Genomic DNA, 19,818 nt, shown 5'->3' on the forward strand with positions numbered 1-19,818 from the left:
GCCGACCGCGCCCCCGCGTCCGGCGGGGGAGGCGGATTTGCCGCGGGTTTGGCCGATGGGGGTGCCGGGGCCGGCGGGGCGGTGGGGGCGACGGCGGCGGGTGGAGGAGCCGGGGGCGGCGGGGGTGGGGGTGGGGGTGGTCTCGGTGATGGTGACGGCGGTGCCGGAGGGCCGGCGGGCGCCGGTGACCTTGACGAGATCGGGGTCGCCGGGGCGGACCCGGACGGTCTCGGGGCGGATGCCGGCGGCAGTCATCAGGCGGGCCGTCTCACGCCGCTGCTCGGGCAGCACCAGGGTGACGACGGCGCCGGACTCGCCGGCCCGGGCGGTACGGCCGCCGCGGTGCAGATAGTCCTTGGCCTCGGTCGGCGGGTCGACGTTCACCACGAGGTCCAGGCCTTCGATGTGAATGCCACGGGCGGCGACATTCGTGGCGACCAGCGCCGTCGCCCGCCCCTCGCGGAAGTGGTCGAGCGCCCGGTCCCGCTGCGGCTGCGACTTGCCGCCGTGCAGCGCGACAGCCCGCACGCCCTGCGCCAGCAGATGCTTGACCAGCCGGTCGGCACCGCGCTTGGTGTCGACGAACATGATGACGCGGCCGTCGCGGTTCGCGATCTCCGCCGTCGTGGCCTTCTTGGTGCCGTCGTCCACGTGCAGGACGTGGTGGGTCATGGTCGTGACCGTCGCGGTGCCGGGGTCCACGGAGTGCGTGACGGGGTTGGTCAGGAAGCGCTTGACGAGCTTGTCGACCTGGCGGTCCAGGGTCGCGGAGAAGAGCATCCGCTGGCCGTTGGGGTCGACTTGGTCCAGCAGTCGGGTGACCTGCGGGAGGAAGCCCATGTCGGCCATCTGGTCGGCCTCGTCCAGGACGGTGATGGCGACCTGGCCCAGCGCGACCGCGCGCCGGTCGATGAGGTCGAAGAGCCGCCCGGGGGTGGCGACCAGCAGTTCGGCGCCCTTGCGGAGCGTGTCGATCTGGCGGTTGATCGAGGTCCCGCCGAAGACGACGGCCGTACGGAGTCCGAGCGCGGCCGCGTAGGGGCTCAGCGCCTCGTTCACCTGGGTGGCCAGCTCGCGCGTGGGTACCAGGACGAGGGCGAGCGGTCGCTTGGAGTCGGCGCGGCGTCCCGCCGTACGGCTGAGCAGGGGAAGTCCGAAGGCGAGGGTCTTTCCGGAGCCGGTGCGGCCTCGGCCGAGGACGTCGCGGCCCGCCAGCGAGTCCGGCAGGGTGGCCGACTGGATCGGGAACGGCTCGGTGACTCCGTTCGCGGCCAGCGCAACCACCAGCGCCGGGTCGAGCGGCAGGTCGGAGAACGTCTGCAAGGGGAAAACCTTCCTGGGGACGGCCGAGAGGCCCGCACCCTGGTGGTGCGGGCCTCTCGGTTGTTGAGCGCGTCGCTCAGAGGGGGCGGATGTTCTCCGCCTGCGGGCCCTTCTGGCCCTGGGTGACATCGAACTCGACCTTCTGGCCCTCAAGGAGCTCGCGGAAGCCCTGGGTCGCGATGTTCGAGTAGTGAGCGAAGACGTCGGGGCCTCCGCCTTCCTGCTCAATGAAGCCGAAGCCCTTTTCCGAGTTGAACCACTTCACGGTTCCGGTGGCCATGTGTGTCTCCTAAAAAGCGAAATGGGTTCCCACACCGGACGGGCCGGAAAAACAAAAGTGCGCCGAGATCGCATACGATCTGGCGCACACAAAGTTCATGGGTACCACACGAGCAACCTGGACCACTTTAGCAGATGGCCCACGTTGCCCGATGTGACCTACGTCGCTCTCACCTGCGTCAGCTGGTGGTCAGGGCGGTGTCGTCGATGACGAAGCTGGTCTGGAGCGAGGTGTCCTCGACTCCGCTGAACTTGATGGTGGCGGTGGTGCCGGCCAGCGAGGAGACGTCGAAGGTCTTGAGGACGTAGCCGGTGGCCTTGTTGAGGTTGGAGTAGGTCGCCAGGGTCGTGGATCCGGCCGTGACGGTGAGCTTGTCGTACGCGGTGCTGGTGGTGGTCTCGGCGGTGTCGATGTGGAGGTAGAAGGTCAGCGAGGCCTTGCAGCCGCTGGGAATGGTCACCGACTGGGAGAGCGTGTCGGTGTGCGTTGACCCGTAGCCGTCCAGCCAGGCCTTGTACGAGCCGCCGTGGGCCGCCTCACTGGTGGAGTTGGTGATGACGCCACTGCTCGCGGTCCAGGTGGTGGCGCCCGACTCGAAGCCTGCGTTGCCCAGCAGTTGGGCCGAGGTGCAGGTGCCGCCGCCGGACGTGCTGACCGTCCAGGCGAAGGAGGCCGAGCCGGTGGCGCCGGTGCTGTCGGTGGCGGTCACGGTGGTGCTGTACGTACCCGCTGTGGTCGGGGTACCGCTGATCAGACCGGTGGAGCTGCTGATCGACAGGCCGGTGGGCAGGCCCGTGGCGGCGTAGGTGAGCGAGCCGCCGTTGGTGCTGCTGGCCGAGATCTGCAGGCTGACGGCGGTGCCGACGGTGGCGGTCCGGCTGCCGGGGTTGGTGACGGTCACGCCGCTGGTGGGGGCGTGACTGCCGACGGCGATGGCGGCGAAGGCGTTCTGCACACCGGCGTACTGGGTCGAGCCGGATCCGTACAGGGCGGAGGCGGCCGACAGGGCAGCGGTGCGGGCGCCCGCGTAGTTGGTGCTGGAGGTCATGTAGGTGGAGAGCGCCTTGTACCAGATCTGCAGCGCGGCGGCCCGGCCGATGCCTGCGACGGCGATGCCGTCGGAGGTCGGGCTGTTGTAGGTGACGCCGTTGATCACCTTGGTGCCGCTGCCCTCGGAGAGCAGGTAGAAGAGGTGGTTCGCCGGGCCCGAGGAGTAGTGGACATCCAGGTTGCCGACGCCGGAGTACCAGCTGTCGGCGGAGCCGCCGTCCTTGGAGGGCTTGTCCATGTAGCGCAGCGGGGTGCCGTCGCCGTTGATGTCGATCTTCTCGCCGATGAGATAGTCGCCGACGTCGGAGCTGTTGTTGGCGTAGAACTCGACGCCGGTGCCGAAGATGTCGGACGTCGCCTCGTTGAGACCGCCGGACTCACCGCTGTAGTTGAGGCCCGCGGTGTTGGAGGTGACGCCGTGGCTCATCTCGTGGCCGGCGACGTCGAGCGAGGTGAGGGCGTGGGTGCTGCTGGTGCCGTCGCCGTACGTCATGCAGAAGCAGGTGTCGTCCCAGAACGCGTTGACGTACGCGGTGCTGTAGTGGACGCGCGAGTAGGCGGCGACGCCGTTGTTCTTGATGCCGTTGCGGCCGAAGGTGTTCTTGTAGAAGTCCCAGGTCATCTGGGCGCCGTAGGCGGCGTCGACCCCGGCGGTCTGCGTGTTGGAGCCGGCGCCGGTGCCCCAGGTGTCGTCGGCGTCGGTCATCAGCGTTCCGGTGCCGGACGTCGCGTTGTTGAGGGAGTACGTCTTGTGGCCGCCGCGCGTGGTGTCGTACAGCTGGTACGTCGAGCCGGACAGGGTGGTGGAGAGGCTGACGGTGCCGCTGTACTGGCTGTTGCCGGTGCCGGTCTTGATGCCCTGGTACTGGTAGAGCTGCTTGCCGGTGGTGGCGTCGGTGATGACGTGCAGCTGGCTTGGCGTGCCGTCGTCCTGCAGGCCTCCGACGACTGTCTCCCAGGCGAGGGTAGGGGTGCCGTTGCCGGCCCAGATCACCTTGCGGGCGCTGTCGGTGGCGGGCTTGACCGCGTCCAGTGCCTTGGCGGCCTTGAGGGCCGTGGTGGTGGCGGCGGACTTGGCGACGGTCGCGGTGGTGGAGGCGACCTTGATCGCGTTCTTGTTGTTGAAGGTCGTGCCGAGTGTGCCCTCGCCGGACGCGGGGGTGTGGACGACGAGGTCGCCGCCGAGGACCGGGAGTCCGGCGTAGGTGCGCTCGTAGCGGGTGTGGAGGGTACCGTCGGCGTCCTTGACGACGTCCTTGACGACCAGCTTCTCCTTGGTGCCGAGGCTCAACGACTTGGCGGTCGTGGCCGTTTTGGCGCTGGCGCTCTTGATCAGGGCGGTGTGCTGCGCGGGGGAGAGCTTGGCCTCAAGTGCCCCGGTACGAAGGGGACTCGCGTGGGGGAGGGCCTTCGCTGCGGCGGTGGTGGTGGGTATGCCGACGGCCAGGAAGGCGGCGGTGGCGATCAGTGCGCCGGCTGCGGCCGCCTTGCGGGGGGATCGTCTCACTCGTACTCCTACTGCGACGGCCGCGGGTCGACGGCCGGTGACAGACCGGGCAGACGGGGTGTGCTGTCCGGGAAGAGCTGAGCAGTGCGGGAGCGTCGCTATGACACGGCTGTGCAGGATCTATGTGTGATAGCTGGATGCAGGCTGCCACTTTTTACCGGTACATGTCACGTCCCTGACTCGACCTTGAGGGTTATCCCTCGGCCGCCCTGTACGGCGGGTTCTTCTCGCCCACCCGCCCCTTCCCGAAACCGGGGGCAAGCCCCCGGACCCTCGCCCAGAGGGGATACCCCCAGGTCCTCAAACGCCGGACGGGCTGACACAACCCGGCCACGGACCGTCGGCCGCCGATGCACCCCCGGACACCCACCTCCAGGCGGCGGGTGGGGGTCAGCTGTGCCACGTGGCCCACAGGGCCGCGTACGCACCGCCCGCCGCCACGAGGTCGTCGTGGGTGCCGAGTTCGGTGAGGTGGCCGGCTTCCATGACGGCGACGCGGTCGGCGTCGTGGGCGGTGTGGAGGCGGTGGGCGATGGCGATGACGGTGCGGCCCTGCAAGACCGTGGCGAGGGCGCGTTCGGTGTGGCGGGCGGTGCGGGGGTCGAGGAGGGCGGTGGCTTCGTCGAGGATGAGGGTGTGGGGGTCGGCGAGGACGACGCGGGCGAGGGCGAGTTGCTGGGCCTGGGAGCCGTCGGGCTGGTGGCCGGTGGCACCGAGCTCGGTGTCGAGGCCGGCGGGCAGCTCGTCGGTCCAGTCGGCGCCAACAGCGGCGAGAGCCGCCCGAAGCTCGGCATCGCCCGCCGTGGGGGCGGCGATCAGCAGGTTGTCCCGGACGGTGCCCAGGAAGACGTGATGCTCCTGGGTGACCAGGACGACCTGCCGGCGCAACTGCTCGGGGTCGAGGTCGGCGATGGGGACCCGGCCGACCGTGACCGAGCCGGTGCGGGGGGCGTCGATGCCCGCGAGGAGCCTGCTCAGGGTCGACTTCCCGGCGCCGGAGGGGCCGACGACGGCGAGCCGTTCGCCGGGCCGGACGGTGAGGTCGATGCCGTGCAGGACCTCGGCCCCGCCGTCGTAGGCGTAGCGCACGCCGTCGACGTCGATGCGGTCGCCGTCAGGCACGGGGGCGGGGCCCGACACGCCGCGTGGGGCATCGCCAAGGCCCTCGACGCGGGCGAACGACGCGCTGCTGCTCTGCAGTTGCTCGACCCACATCAGGACGGTGTCCAGGGGGTCGGCGAGCTGCCGCAGATAGAGGGCGGCGGTCACCACCGCCCCCAGGCTCATCATGTCGTGGGTGTGCAGCACGCCGCCGACCAGCAGCACCCCGGCCACCGGGATGACGTACGAGATCTCAACGGCCGGGAAGAAGACGCTGCGCAGGTCCAGCGTCCGGGTCCGGGTGCGGCAGGCCTCCTCCAGCGCAACGCGGCTCGCCACGACGCGGCGCCGCTGGAGCCCGAACGCCTCGATGGTGCGGGCACCTTCCACGGTCGCCGCGAGGATCTCGGCGACCGCCGAATTCGCCGCGCCCTCGGCGAGATAGGCGTCCCGCGCTCGGCGCAGATACCAGCGCAGCGCGAACCAGACGCCGACGAGGCCGAACACGGCACACCCGCCGAGCAGCGGGTTGAGGACGAAGACCGCGCCGAGCAGGAACAGACACTGCAGCATGGCGATGAACACCGTCGGCCCGACGTCGCGCAACGTGGTGCCGACAGTGGCGACATCGGCGGTGCCCCGGGCCGTCAGATCGCCCGTTCCGGCCCGTTCCACGACCGAGGCGGGCAGTGCCAGCGCGCGGTCGACGAACTGCTCCCGTACGCGGGCCAGGGTCCGTTCGCCGAAACGGTGACCGATGTAGCGGGCGTAGCGCGCCAGCAGCAGCTGCGCCAGCGACGACACCAGGATGGCCAGCGCCAGCCGGTCCACCGGGGCCGTCCCGCGGCCCGCCTGGACGTCGTCGATGATGCGGCCGAGCAGCCAGGGCCCGGCCAGCCCGACGCCGGCGGCCAGAGCGTTGAGGGCGATCACGGCGGCGAAGGCCCGCCCGTCCGCCCGGATCAGCCGGATCGCAGCCCGGCGCACCTCCGGCTTTCCGGCCACGGGGAGATGGGCGGCGGTCATCGCAGGGCCTCCTCGGCGTCGGCATCGCGGGCCACGATCGCGCGGTAGCCGGGCTCACCGTCCAGCAGGTCGCGGTGGCAGCCCACGGCGGCGACCTTGCCGTCGACCAGGAAGTACACGGTGTCCGCGTGCTCCAGCAGCAGCGGCGAGGTGCCGGTGACCACCGTCGTACGTCCCGAGCGGGCCTCGCGCAGCCGGGCCGCGACCGCCGCCTCGGTGTGCGCGTCGAGCGCCGAGGTGGGCTCGACCGCCAGCAGCACCTCGGGGCCGGCCAACAACGCCCGGACCAGGCGGACCCGCTGCCGCTGGCCGCCGGAGAGGCTGCGGCCCTGCGCCTCGACGGCCGAGCCGAGGCCGTCCGGCAGCCCCTGGACGATGTCCTCGGCGACGGCGGCGTGGACGGCCCGCTCGACGGCCTCGTCGTCCGGGTCCCGGCGGCCGAAGACCATCTCGCGCAGGGTGCCGGCGAACAGGTCGGCCTCGTTGTCCGCGACCAGGATCCGGTCCCGCACCTGCGACAGGGGGATCTCGTCGAGGCGTACGTCGCCCCAGGTCACCGCCGATGCCGTGAACCGCCCGAGGCGGTCGACCACGTCGGCGGACTCCGAGGGCCGGGCGCTGACCAGCATCGTCAGCCTCCCCGGCGCCACCTCCACCCCGGACGCCGGATCGCGCAGCGTGGCCGGCTCGCCGGGGGCGTCCAGCGTCCCGCCGTCCGTGGTGCGGTCCGTGGCGCCCGCGGCATCGGGCTCCAGCGCCAGGAAACGTACGACCCGCCGGGCGCAGACCAGGCCGCGGCTGACCTGATAGCCGCACTCGATGAAGAACGACACCGGCCCCACCAGGACGGCCACATACCCGTAGACCGACACCAACTGGCCCACGCTGATGTCCCCCTGCGCCGCCATCCGGGCCGCCAGCCAGGTGACGACCGCCAGGAAGAGCGTCGGCAGCCCGACCCCGATCGCCTGGACCCAGCTCGTCACCGCGCCCACCCGGTAGCCCTGCTCCTGGAGCCTGCGCGATTCGCGCCGGAAGCCGTCCGCGTAGAGCTGCTTGCCACCCAGGCCGTTGAGAACCCGCAGGCCGCCGGCGAGGTCGCCGATCCGGGCGGTGAGCACACCCTGCCGTTGGCGGTAGACCGTCTCGGTGCCCTGCAAATGCCCCAGCAGTGGCCCGACCAGCAACGCCAGAACGGGCGCTCCCACCAGCACCACCGCCGCAAGCAGCGCGGAGATCGACAGCAGCAGCCCGGCCACCACGACGTACGCGACGGCCGCGCCGACGCCGGGCCCGGTGATGGTCAGGGCCTGGCTGATGGTCTGCACATCGCTGACGCCGATCGTGACGACCTCACCCGCATCGACCTGACGCGGCAGCGCGGCGCCCAGCCGGGTCGCCTGCCCCACCACGACCTTGACCGTGCGGAAGTTGGCGTCCATCCGCAGCCGGGTCATCGTCCGGTGCCGCATGACGCTCACCCAGGCGTTGAACACCCCTACGCCCAGCAGCACCGCCGTCCAGCCGGCCAGCGCGGCTACGTCCCCGGGCTGCAGCCCGTCGTCGATCGCCCGCGACAGGATGTACGGCGCCACCGCCAGGAGCACCATCCACACGGTGCCCAGCAGCGCTCCCGCGGCTGCCCGCCCGGGCTGGCAGGTCAGCAGCCACCACAGGAACCGGCCGGCGCCCCGGCGCTCCGGGACACCCGGGTCCTCGTATGGATCGATCATCGGGAACTCCTTGCGTGCAAGCATCGAGCTTCAGCCGGGGGAGGAAACGCGTCCTGAGAGCGGAACCGCGTAGCGGCGGAGGACACTGCCCGCGCCTGAAACTGGAACGCTGGAACCCCCCCCGCCCATAGGCGGGGGAGGAAGTCAAACGAGGCTGTCCCGCCAGGCCTGGTGCAGCCCGGCGAAGTGCCCGTCACCGGCGACCAGTTGGTCCGGGGTGCCGTCCTCGACCAGCTGCCCGGCGTCCATCACCAGCACCCGGTCGGCGATCTCGACGGTCGACAGCCGGTGGGCGATGATCACCGCCGTACGTCCGGCCAGCACCGTCTGCATCGCCTGCTGCACCGCCCGCTCGCCGGGCACGTCCAGCGACGACGTCGCCTCGTCGAGGATGAGCACGGCCGGATCGGCGAGCAGCGCCCGTGCGAACGCCACCAGTTGGCGTTGACCGGCCGAGATACGGCCGCCGCGCTTGCGGACGTCGGTGTCGTAGCCCTCGGGCAGCTCGGCGATGAAGTCGTGGGCACCGATCGCCTTCGCGGCCTCCTCGATCTGCTTGCGAGTGGCGTCCGGTCTGCCGATGGCGATGTTCTCGGCGACGGTGCCGGAGAAGAGGAAGGCCTCCTGGGTGACCATGACCGTGCCGCGCCGCAGCTCCGGCAGAGACAGATCCCGCAGGTCGACTCCGTCGAGGAGGACTCGGCCCCCGGTCGGGTCGTAGAAGCGGGCCAGCAGCTTGGCGAGCGTCGACTTGCCGGCCCCCGTCGCGCCGACCACCGCCACCGTCTGCCCGGCCGGCAGCCGCAGATCGAAGCGCGGCAACACCTCGCCGCCCGTTCGGTACGCGAAGTGCACCCCGTCGAACACCACCTCGCGCCCCGGCATCCCGTCCTGCCGGGACGGCAGCTCGCGCGGAGCCTCCGGCTCTGGAACTGACGGGGTCTGGGCCAGCAGCCCCGCGATCTTGTCCAGCGATGCGGCTGCCGACTGGTACGAGTTGAGGAACATCGCCAGCGGATCGATCGGCGCGTACAACCGCCGCAGATACAGCACGAACGCTGCCAGCACCCCCAGCGCGAGCGAGCCCGCGGCGACCCGATAGGCACCCCACAGCACGACCAGCGCCACCGAGGTGTTGGCGAGCAGCCACGAGGAGACCGTGAACCGGCCCATCTCCAGGATCGCGTCCCCATTGGCCTGGCGGTGGGCCGCGTTGAGCCCCGCGAACGTCTTGTCGTTCGCCTTCTCGCGCCGGAAGGCCTGCACCGGCCTGATGCCGTTCATCGTCTCGGTGAACTGCACGATGACCGCGGCGATCGCCGCCGACCGCCGCGCGTACACCTTGTGCGAGCGGCGCCGGAAGGCCCGTACGGTCAGTACCAGCGGCAGCGCGGTCGCCAGGGCGAAAAGTCCCAGGCCCCAGTCGAGATACAGCAGGACCACCGAAATGTAGATGACCGACAGCCCCACATTCAGCAGCTCCTGCAGGCCCTCCGTGAGCAGTTCCCGGATCGACTCCACGTCCGACGTGGCCCGCGCGATGATCCGTCCCGATGTGTACCGCTCATGAAAGTCCAGCCCCAGCGCCTGCGCATGCCGGAAGATCCGCCCCCGCAGGTCCAGCAGTATGTCCTGGCTGATCCGGGCCGCGGACCGGATGAACACGCGCTGCAACACCGCCCCCAGCACCGCGCAGCCCACATAACCGACCGCCACCGCGATCAGCGGCCCATGGTCATTCCTCCGCAACGCCGGAATCGCACGGTCGATCGCATACGCCACGATCAGCGGTCCCGCCTGCACGGACGCCTGCTGCACGACCAGCACGATCGCTGCCGCCCACACCCGGGCCCGGTGCGGGCCCAACAGTCCGCGCAGCAGCGCCCGCGACGCGCCGTCGGGGGTGGGGAGTTCGGGCTCGGTCTGGGCAGGTGCCGCTTGCTCTTCCTGCTCAGCGGTTTGCTCGGTGACGGCGGTCATCGGGCACTGCTCCTCTCGCAAATTCAGCCCGCCCGGCGTTTGAAGACCTGGGGGCACTCCCCCAGCCTTCGGCCGGGGGGACCCCCACCCAGCCGCCAGGCTGGGGGAGGGTCTGGGGGCGGAGCCCCCAGCGGGTCCGGGTGGGGGCACTCCCCCAGAGGGGGTACCCCCACCCAAACGAAGGTTTGGGGGAGAGCCCGGTTTCGGGAAGGGGCGGGGTGGGGGAAACGAACCCAGCCCCCGGGCCGGCGGAGGGGGGCACTCTCCCCCGGACTCCGTCCGGGGGACCCCCACCAGCCTTCGGCCGGGGGGACCCCCACCCAGCCGCCAGGCTGGGGAGGACCCCCACCCAGACGGAGTCTGGGGGAGAGTCCGGCGCAGCCGGCCCGAAGCCTGTGAGGCCCCCTGGGGCCGAGCAGTGCGAGGGCGGCGCCCAGGAATCGGGCAGAGGCGGGGTGGCGGAGGAACAAACCCCCGGCGCAGTCACGCGGCACCGACCTGCGCGCCGGACATCATGTGGCGGTATTCGGGGCTGGAGTGGAGGAGTTCGTGGTGGGTGCCGACCGCGGTGATGCGGCCGCCGGAGAGGAGGGCGACGCGGTCGGCGAGCATGACGGTGGAGGGGCGGTGGGCCACGACGAGGGCGGTGGTGGTGGCCAGGACGTGGCGGAGGGCGGCCTCGACGAGGGCTTCGGTGTGGACGTCGAGGGCGGAGAGGGGGTCGTCGAGCACCAGGAAGCGGGGGCGGCCGACGACGGCCCGGGCGAGGGCGAGCCGCTGGCGCTGGCCACCGGACAGGCTGAGCCCCTGCTCGCCGACCTGGGTGTCGACGCCGTGCGGCAACCCGTGGACGAAGTCGCACTGGGCGGTCTCCAGAGCCCGCAGCAGGTCCGCCTCGCTCGCGCCGGGCGCGCCCATCAGGACGTTGTCGCGGACGCTCGCCGAGAAGAGCGTCGGCTCTTCGAAGGCCGTGGACACCAGCCCGCGCAGCGCCGTCCGGGTCAGCTCGGCCGTGTCGACGCCGTCCAGTGTCAGCCGCCCGCCGGTGGCCTCGTACAGGCGCGGGATCAGCGCCGTCAGTGAGGTCTTGCCCGAGCCGGTGGCACCGACGAGGGCGAGGGTCTCGCCGGAGCGGATGTGGAGGTCGATGCCGGTGAGCAGGTCCGGGGTGCCGGCCGGGGCGTCGGGGTAGCGGAAGCGGACGCCGGTGAAGCGGATGCCGTCGCCCCCGCGTTCGGGCAGGCTCTGCTGGCCGTGCTCCTCGGGGATGGGGGTGTCGAAGACCTCGAAGACGCGGTCGACGGAGGTGGCCGCCTCGTTGCTGATCGACAGCAGCCAGCCCATCGACTCCACCGGCCAGCGCAGCGCCAGGGCTGTGGACAGGAAGGCGACCAGGGTGCCCACCGACAGCTTGCCGTCCGCGACCTGCACCGAACCGACGACGAGCGCCGCGCCCAGCGCGACGTCGGGCAGCCCGATGATCAGCATCCACAGGTCCGAGAGCAGGCGCGCCTTCCGCAGCTCCGTGCCCCGCAGTTCGCGCGACTGCTCGCGGAAGGCCACCGCCTGGCTGTGGTGGCGTCCGAAGGCCTTGATGATGCGGATGCCGAGCACCGACTCCTCGACCAGGGTCGTCAGGTCCCCGATCTGGTCCTGGGCGCGGCGCGAGGCCAGCGAGTACCGCGACTCGAAGTACGAGCAGAGGATGACCAGCGGCACCGCGGGTGCCAGCAGCAGCAGGCCCAGGGTCCAGCGCTGCGAGATCAGGATGCCGAAACCGACCACGATGGTGGTGGTGTTGACCACCAGGAAGACCAGCGGGAAAGCCAGGAACATCCGGCAGATCTGCAAATCGTTCGTTGCCCGCGACAGCAGCTGTCCTGACCCCCACCGGTCGTGGAAGGCCACCGGGAGCCGCTGCAGATACCGGAACAGGTCTGCCCTCATCCGCGCTTCGAGCGCCGCGAGCGGCCGGGCGATCAGCCACCGCCGGATCCCGAAGAGCCCCGCCTCCAGCACGCCCAGCGCGAGCATGATCCCGCCGCCCAGCCACACCCCGGACGGGTCCCGGTCGGCCACCGGGCCGTCCACGATCCACTTCAGGACCAGCGGGATCAGCAGCGCCAGGCACGAGGCCAGCACGGCCACCCCCGCCGACCCGAACAACCGGGCCCGGACGGGCCGTACGTAGGGCCGCAGGCGCAGCAGCGAGCGCACGGCGGAGCGGGGTCTGTCGGGGGTGGCGGGCGTGGGGTCAGCTGGGTTAATGGTCGACTCAGGCATCGTTTCTGAGACTACGTGCGACCACTGACATCCCTCACCTGGATTTCCGGCCGTCCTCCCCAGCCCGGCCTGCCTGCGCCCGGACCAGATTCCGCACCGCCGGTATCGACAGCAGCACCGTGGCGGCCAGCACAGTGATCACCCCGCCCGCCAGCAGCACGTGCGGTGTTCCGAACAGTCCCGACGCCGGGCCGGCCAGGGCCTGGCCGAAGGGCACGGTGGCCACGGATCCGGCGACCTCGTACGCGTGTATGCGGTTGAGGATGTCGCCGGAGACCTGGGTCTGCACGCTGGTGGCCCAGTTGACGCCCCAGTACGAAGAGCAGACCCCGGCGATCAGCACGCAGCCCGCCATCGCGGGGACCGGGAGGTGCGCCCCGATCGAGGCTGGGAAGAGGGCGGTGCCGAACAGGGCGGTGGAGCCGGCGCGCAGTGGGTGTTCGGAGCGTACGCGGATGGCGAGGAGGGCGCCGAGAGCGGTGCCCGCGCCGAAGGCCGACTGGACGAGGCCGTAGGCACGGATACCGTGGGAGGGGATGATTTCGACGGCGGCAAGCGGGGTGAGCGGGCCGATGACGGTGATCATGTAGACCATCCAGACCAGGATCACCGACCACATCCAGGTACGGGACCTGAACTCCCGCCAGCCCTCGACCAGGTCGGCCCTGAAGGTGCTGGGCGGCTTCTCCTCGTCCGACAGCGCGGCCGGCGGCAGCCGCAGCAGGAGCAGGCAGACCGCGCTGGCCGCGAAGGTCGCCGCGTCCACCGCGATCACCCCGCCGGGGGACACGAAGGCCACCAGCAGTCCGGCCAGCGCGGGCCCGGCGAGGAAGGCCAGGGACTCGGCGGTGCGCAGGATGCCGTTGGCGCCCTGGACGTCGCGCGCGACGCGCGGCACCGTACTGGCCACCCCCGGCTGGAACATGGCGGCCGCCGCGCCGCTCGCCGCCGCCAGCACGCACATCTCCCACAGCACGACGTGCCCGGCGACGAATAGCGCGGCCGCCAGCGACATCGTCCCGAGGCGCACCACATCGGCGCCGATCATCAGCTTCCGCGCGTCGAAGCGGTCCGCGATGACTCCGCCCAGGATCACCAGCCCCGCGAAGCAGGCCGTGTACGAGGCCATCACCACACCGATCGCCCCGGCACCGTAACCGTGCAGGAGCAGGCCCGCGGACTGGGCGACCGGCAGCATCGAGTCGCCGAGGGTGGCGATCGAGCGGGCGATGAAGTAGAGGCGGAAGTTGCGCGACCACAGCCCGCGTGGGGCAGGACTGTGCTGCCGGGCGGTGGATCGCGGCGGGGTGGAGGTCACAGGCGGTCAGTGTGGACTAGGAGTGTGCTGAAGATCTATGCCGGGCTCGCGACGCCCTGCACGCACATCTGCTGCGTTGGCCGGATTCCCGGATAGAACACCACTATCCGGGAATCCGTCCGCCTTGCAGCTGCACGCACCGGACGCCGCTCGCTGATCCGGCCCAGATCTTCAGCACACTCCTATACCACTGGGCGAGGTCCAGGGGATTTCAGCCGGGGTCGACCCGGTAGACCTGCACCGAGCGGGGGCCGACGGTGACCGGGGTATCGGCGGCGTGCCGGGTGCCCGGGGGAGCGGACTGGTCCTCCAGGGCAGTGTCCAGGACGAGTTCGTACTCCTCGGCCCAGGGCAGGCCGGGCAGCGTGAAGCTCGCCGGGAGGTGGGAGGCGTGCAGCACGACCAGAAAACTCTCGTCGATGATTTCCTGGCCGAGGGCGTCGCGCTGCGGGATGTCGAAGCCGGACAGGTACATCCCGAGGGTGGCCGAGGGCGAGTACCAGTCCCCGTCGGTCATCTCGTCGCCGGCCGCGGTGAACCAGGCGAGGTCGCGCAGGCCGCCGTCGGTGTGGGCGCGGCCGGAGAAGAAGGCGCGGCTGCGTAGCACGGGGTGGTCGCGGCGCAGCGCGATGAGCCGGGCGGCGAGGTCGTACAGCGACCGCCACGCCGGATCGTCCAGCAGCGACCAGTCGATCCAGCTGATCTCGTTGTCCTGGCAGTACGCGTTGTTGTTGCCGCCCTGCGTACGGCCCATCTCGTCGCCCGCGACCAGCATCGGGACGCCGGTCGACAGCAGCAGGGTGGACAGCAGGTTGCGCAGCTGCCTGCGCCGCAGCTCGTTCACCGAGGGGTCGTCGGTCTCGCCCTCGTGGCCGCAGTTCCAGGAGCGGTTGTCGTTGGTGCCGTCGCGGTTGTCCTCGCCGTTGGCGGCGTTGTGCTTCTGCTCGTACGACACGAGGTCGCGCAGGGTGAAGCCGTCGTGGGCGGTGATGAAGTTGACGGAGGCGTACGGGCGCCGGCCGCCCCAGGCGTACAGGTCGCTGGACCCGGAGAGGCGGTAGCCGAGGTCGCGTACGTCATGGCGGGCGCCGCGCCAGAAGTCGCGGACGGTGTCGCGGTAGCGGTCGTTCCACTCGGTCCACAGGGGTGGGAAGGCGCCGACCTGGTAGCCGCCGGAGCCGACGTCCCAGGGCTCGGCGATGAGCTTGACGCGGCGCAGGACCGGGTCCTGGGCGATGACGGCGAGGAAGGGGGAGAGCATGTCGACGTCGTGCATGGAGCGGGCCAGGGCCGCCGCCAGGTCGAAGCGGAAGCCGTCGACGCCCATTTCGGTGACCCAGTAGCGCAGGGAGTCGGTGATGAGCCGCAGTACGTGGGGCTGGACGACGTGCAGGGTGTTGCCGCAGCCGGTGTAGTCGGTGTAACGGCGTGCGTCGTCCTGCAGCCGGTAGTAGCCGCGGTTGTCGATGCCGCGCAGGGAGAGGGTGGGGCCGAACTCGCTGCCCTCGGCGGTGTGGTTGTAGACGACGTCGAGGATGACCTCGATGCCGGCGGCGTGCAGGGCGCGCACCATGCCACGGAACTCGTTGACCTGCTGGCCGCGTGTGCCGGAGGCGGCGTAGGAGGCGTGGGGCGCGAAGTAGCCGACGGAGTTGTAGCCCCAGTAGTTGCGCAGGCCGCGGCGGAGCAGGTGGTCCTCGTGGGCGAACTGGTGCACCGGCAGCAGCTCGACCGCCGTCACGCCGAGCCGGGTGAGGTGCTCTATGGCCGCCGGGTGCGCGAGGCCCGCGTAGGTGCCGCGCAGCTCGGGCGGGATGCCGGGGTGGCGCATGGTGAAGCCGCGCACATGCAGCTCGTAGATGACGGAGTCGGCCCAGGGGGTCTTGGGCCGCAGGTCGTTCATCCACTCGTCGGGCCAGCCCACGCCGTCCTCCACGACCACGCCCTTGGGCACGAAGGGCGCGGAGTCGCGGTTGTCGCGGACGGTGTCGGCGATGTCGTTCTCGGGCCAGTCCCGTACATGTCCGTAGACCTCGGGCGGGAGGGTGCTGTGTCCATCTCGGGGGGCGACCCCCGAACCCCCGAAGTCGCCGTCCACGGCCCTCGCGTACGGGTCGAGGAGCAGTTTGGCCGGGTTCCAGCGGGCCCCGGTCCAGGGGTCCCAGCGGCCGTCGACGCGGAAGCCGTAGCGGGTGCCGGGGAGGACCCCGGGGACGTAGCCGTGCCAGATCTCGTGGGTCAGCTCGGTGAGTTCGAGGCGTTCCTCCCGGCCCTCGGCGTCGAACAGGCACAGCTCGACGGATTCGGCGCCGCCCGCCCACAGCGCGAAGTTGGTGCCCGGCCGCCCGTCGGGCCCGGTGTGAAAGCGGGCGCCCAGGGGCTGGGGGCTGCCGGGCCAGACGGGGCGCGGCGCGTGGAAGAGCTCGGCGGCCGGTTCCGGTTCCGTACGCGGCTCCGGCAGCGGTGTTCGCGGCGGCGCGGCGACGGGTCCGGCCCGGTGGCCGTTCGGCCGCGGGGCGGCCTCGACCCCCTTGTGCTCGCGCGTCCCTGACACGTGCCCTCCCACGGCTCCGCGGCAGCCGGTTCGCGATGTCCCTATCGCGGACGGTGCCGTCCTCACCCTTTACTTCCCGTTCGGACGCCAGTAGTCACACCCGTGACCTCGCGGACACGTTTCCACTGGGCACGCACGCTCGTTGACGATGCGTGACGAAAGTGGTGAGGCGCGCACTGCGCGCGTGCGCGGGGGCTGGGCTGGTCGTACTGGCCGGCTGTGGAATCAGCGGCAACGGGGGAGGGACGGCGGCCACTCATGACACCCCTCTGGTGTCCAGCGCCCGGATCCTGATCACGCCGAGGGACGGCGCGCGGGACGTCCGCCCGGACGACCCCTTCACCGTGGAGGCGGACGAGGGCACGCTGACCTCCGTACGGGCCGTGGACGCGGACGGCAAGGAGGTCGGCGGAAGGATCTCGGCCGGCGGGCACACCTGGCGGCCGGAGCCCGCCAATCGCCTTGCGCTGTCGACGAAGTACACCGTGGACGCCTACGCCGTGGACGCGGACGGCCGACGGGCCGCCAAGCACGCCGTTTTCACCACGCTCGTGCCGAAGAACACCCTCGTCGGCTACTTCACGCCGGAAGAGGGCTCCACCGTCGGCACCGGCATGATCGTCTCGCTCACCTTCAACCGCCCGGTCACCGACCGCGCCGCCGTCGAGCGCGCGATCTCGGTCACCTCCGAGCCCGCCGTCGAGGTCGCCCCGCACTGGTTCGGCAGCGGCCGCCTGGACTTCCGCCCCGAGCAGTACTGGGCGCCGGGGACCCGGGTCACGCTGCGGCTGCGGCTGCGCGATGTGGAGGGCGCGCCGGGGGTGTACGGGACGCAGTCCAAGGACGTGGCCTTCACCGTCGGCCGGGACCAGACGGACCTGGTCGACGCGGACGCGCACACCATGACCGTACGGCGCGGCAGCCAGGTGCTGCGCGTGCTGCCGGTTTCGGCGGGCGGCCCGTCCAGCCCCACGTACAACGGGAAGATGGTCATCTCCGAGAAGCTGCGGCTGACCCGGATGAACGGCGACACGGTCGGCTTCGGCGGTGAGTACGACATCCCGGACGTGCCGCACGCCATGCGCCTGACCCGCTCCGGGACTTTTGTGCACGGCAGTTACTGGGCGGCGCGGTCCGTCTTCGGACAGGAGAACACCAGCCACGGCTGCGTCGGGCTGTCCGACGTGAAGGGCGGCGGGAACGCCACCCCCGCCGGGTGGCTCTTCGAGCATTCGCTGGTGGGGGATGTCGTGGAGGTCGTCAACTCCCATGACCGCACGGTCTCCCCGGACAACGGGCTCGGTGGCTGGAATCTGTCGTGGGAGGACTGGCTCGCCGGCTGAGCCCTCATGATCCACGGCGATCCCCGCCGTTCCCTCCTGATCCAACTGGTGCGGAACGGTGACACAGCTCGGTGCTGCTTCCCAGGTTCATGTGGTTATCTGACCCCAGAGCTGACCGGGTATGGGGAGATACGAGTTGAAGCCGATACGGACGGTGCCGGGGGCCAGAAAGACCATTCTGGCCCTGGTCATCGGAACGATGATGCTGGTGGCCACGGCGTGCGGGGGGAACGACAGCAACAGCGGGAGCAGCGGCGGCAAGAACGGCGCCGGCGCCACCGCGCAGGACAGCGCGTCCGCGTCGCCCGTGTCAAAGGCTGTGGTGAGCGTGACGCCCAAGGACGGCGCCGACGGCGTCGAGACCTCCGGCGTCCTGAAGGTCACGGCCGCCAAGGGCACGCTGACGACGGTCGTGGTCAAGGACAGCAAGGGCAACAAGGTCGACGGCGCGATAGCCGGCGGCGGCACCGGCTGGGAGCCGTCGGGCACCCTGGCCGCCAACACCAAGTACACCGTCGACGCGACCGCCAAGGACAGCGCCGGCGGTACGACGACCAAGCACACGACCTTCCGTACGGTCACGCCGAAGGCCACCTTCATCGGCTACTACACGCCGGAGAACGGCCAGACCGTCGGCACCGGTATGGAGGTTTCCCTCAACTTCAACCACGCGATCACCGACAAGAAGGCGATCGAAAAGGCCGTCAAGGTCACCGCCAGCCCCGCCGTCGACGTCGTCGGCCACTGGTACGGCAACCAGCGCATCGACTTCCGCCCCAAGAACTACTGGGCCGCCGGCACCAAGATCACGCTCAGCCTGCACCTCAACGGTGTGAAGGGCGCCTCCGGCACCTACGGCACCCAGTCCAAGGACGTGCACTTCACGGTCGGCCGCAGCCAGGTCAGCATCGTCGACGCCGCCAAGGACACGATGAAGGTCTACCGCAGCGGCAAGCTGATCAAGACCGTCCCGATCACCTCGGGCGCGCCGGGCAAGACCACGTACAACGGCAAGATGGTCATCACCGAGAAGTACAAGACCAAGCGGATGGACGGTGCCACCGTCGGCTACCAGGGCCAGTACGACATCCCCGACGTGCCGCACGCGATGCGCCTGACCACCTCCGGCACCTTCATCCACGGCAACTACTGGGCCAGCTCGTCGGTCTTCGGCTCCAGCAATGTCAGCCACGGCTGCGTCGGTCTGCGGGACACCAAGGGCGCCAACGACACCAGCACCCCGGCGTACTGGTTCTACACCAACTCGATCATCGGCGACGTCGTCCAGGTCAAGAACTCCAACGACAAGACGGTCGCCTGGTACAACGGCCTCAACGGCTGGAACATGGACTGGTCCGATTGGATCAAGGCATCCTGACGTGGTGATCCAGACCGCAGCGTAAACGCCCGTTCACGACTACCCTCGTCGGCCATGACAGTGAACCTTGAGGTCGACGAGGGTGTCGGCACGATCCGCCTGGACCGTCCGCCGATGAACGCCCTGGACATCGCCACGCAGGACGGGCTCCGCGCGGCCGCCGAGGAGGCTTCGCGCCGCGATGACGTACGTGCCGTCATCGTCTGGGGCGGAGAGAAGGTGTTCGCGGCCGGCGCGGACATCAAGGAGATGCAGGCCATGGACTACGAGGCCATGGCCGTACGCGGCAGGGACCTGCAGGACTCCTTCACGGCCGTCGCCCGCATCCCCAAGCCCGTCGTGGCAGCCGTCACCGGCTACGCCCTCGGCGGCGGTTGCGAGCTGGCGCTGTGCGCCGACATCCGTATCGCCGCCGACAACGCCAAGCTCGGCCAGCCCGAGATCCTGCTCGGCCTGATCCCGGGCGCGGGCGGCACCCAGCGCCTCGCCCGTCTCGTCGGGCCGTCCAGGGCCAAGGACCTGATCTTCACCGGCCGCCAGGTCCGTGCCGACGAGGCCCTGGCCATCGGCCTGGTCGACAAGGTGGTCCCGGCCGACCAGGTGTACGCCGAGGCGCGTGCCTGGGCGGAGCGGCTGGCGAAGGGCCCCGCGGTCGCACTGCGAGCCGCGAAGGAGGCGGTGGACGCCGGCCTGGAGACCGACCTCGACACCGGTCTGGCCATCGAACGCGCGCTGTTCGCCGGGCTGTTCGCCACGGAGGATCGTGCGACCGGCATGCGCAGCTTCGTCGATGAGGGCCCGGGGAAGGCCAAGTTCCGCTAGACGGCGGCCCGGTGGAGGCCCGTAACGGACAGCAGCGGCGTACGGCGGCCTTAAACCAGCCTTAAGTGAGCCTTAAGGCCGCCTGCGCCCTGCGATGCCTTTGCGATCATCTCGTGCCAC

12 protein-coding genes are annotated in these 19,818 nt (G+C 70.8%); 3 read left to right on the plus strand and 9 right to left on the minus strand.

All coding sequences use genetic code 11. The features are described from left to right. The 9 genes from EFK10_RS36910 to glgX form a co-directional block, all read right to left on the minus strand. Positions 1 to 1,452: DEAD/DEAH box helicase (locus EFK10_RS36910; protein WP_164836304.1), on the minus strand; the 1,452-nt coding region annotated here is incomplete at its 3' end. Beyond that, the gene (locus EFK10_RS36915) at positions 1,400 to 1,603 is read right to left on the minus strand and encodes a cold-shock protein (protein WP_127360014.1); all 204 of its coding nucleotides are present in this window, start codon (positions 1,601 to 1,603) and stop codon (positions 1,400 to 1,402) included. The genes EFK10_RS36915 and EFK10_RS36910, both read right to left, overlap by 53 nt. A 178-nt stretch (positions 1,604 to 1,781) precedes the next feature. Next, positions 1,782 to 4,160: a M4 family metallopeptidase gene (locus EFK10_RS36920; protein ID WP_206305738.1), complete on the minus strand. Its 2,379-nt coding sequence runs from the start codon at positions 4,158 to 4,160 to the stop codon at positions 1,782 to 1,784. A gap of 390 nt (positions 4,161 to 4,550) precedes the next feature. Continuing rightward, complete coding sequence (locus tag EFK10_RS36925; protein WP_127360015.1) at positions 4,551 to 6,287, minus strand: ABC transporter ATP-binding protein; 1,737 nt, start codon at positions 6,285 to 6,287, stop codon at positions 4,551 to 4,553. Next, the gene (locus EFK10_RS36930) at positions 6,284 to 8,020 is read right to left on the minus strand and encodes an ABC transporter transmembrane domain-containing protein (protein ID WP_127360016.1); all 1,737 of its coding nucleotides are present in this window, start codon (positions 8,018 to 8,020) and stop codon (positions 6,284 to 6,286) included. The genes EFK10_RS36925 and EFK10_RS36930 overlap by 4 nt, the downstream gene beginning before the upstream one ends. A 144-nt stretch (positions 8,021 to 8,164) precedes the next feature. Next, positions 8,165 to 10,000, minus strand: a complete 1,836-nt coding sequence (locus EFK10_RS36935; RefSeq protein WP_127360017.1) for an ABC transporter ATP-binding protein — start codon at positions 9,998 to 10,000, stop codon at positions 8,165 to 8,167. A gap of 483 nt (positions 10,001 to 10,483) precedes the next feature. Further along, positions 10,484 to 12,283: an ABC transporter ATP-binding protein gene (locus tag EFK10_RS36940; RefSeq protein ID WP_127360018.1), complete on the minus strand. Its 1,800-nt coding sequence runs from the start codon at positions 12,281 to 12,283 to the stop codon at positions 10,484 to 10,486. 34 nt (positions 12,284 to 12,317) lie between these two features. Next, a complete protein-coding gene (locus EFK10_RS36945; protein ID WP_240677699.1) occupies positions 12,318 to 13,601 on the minus strand; it encodes an MFS transporter in 1,284 nt (427 codons plus the stop codon). A 211-nt stretch (positions 13,602 to 13,812) separates the two neighbouring features. Further along, complete coding sequence (gene glgX, locus EFK10_RS36950) at positions 13,813 to 16,062, minus strand: glycogen debranching protein GlgX (protein ID WP_240677702.1); 2,250 nt, start codon at positions 16,060 to 16,062, stop codon at positions 13,813 to 13,815. Between the two features lie 365 nt (positions 16,063 to 16,427). Between glgX and EFK10_RS36955 the strand changes: the two genes are divergently transcribed. The 3 genes from EFK10_RS36955 (at position 16,428) to EFK10_RS36965 (ending at position 19,698) form a co-directional block, all read left to right on the plus strand. Further along, positions 16,428 to 17,498, plus strand: coding sequence for a L,D-transpeptidase (locus EFK10_RS36955; protein WP_322973453.1), 1,071 nt, complete (start codon positions 16,428 to 16,430; stop codon positions 17,496 to 17,498). Between the two features lie 199 nt (positions 17,499 to 17,697). Beyond that, positions 17,698 to 18,876, plus strand: a complete 1,179-nt coding sequence (locus EFK10_RS36960; RefSeq protein ID WP_127360044.1) for a L,D-transpeptidase — start codon at positions 17,698 to 17,700, stop codon at positions 18,874 to 18,876. Between the two features lie 54 nt (positions 18,877 to 18,930). Next, positions 18,931 to 19,698 (plus strand): enoyl-CoA hydratase/isomerase family protein, encoded by a 768-nt coding sequence (locus tag EFK10_RS36965; RefSeq protein ID WP_127360021.1) that lies wholly within the window; start codon positions 18,931 to 18,933, stop codon positions 19,696 to 19,698. Positions 19,699 to 19,818: the final 120 nt, after the last annotated feature.

The sequence above is a fragment of the Streptomyces soli genome (assembly GCF_003999195.1).
Taxonomy (GTDB): Bacteria; Actinomycetota; Actinomycetes; order Streptomycetales; family Streptomycetaceae; genus Actinacidiphila; species Actinacidiphila soli.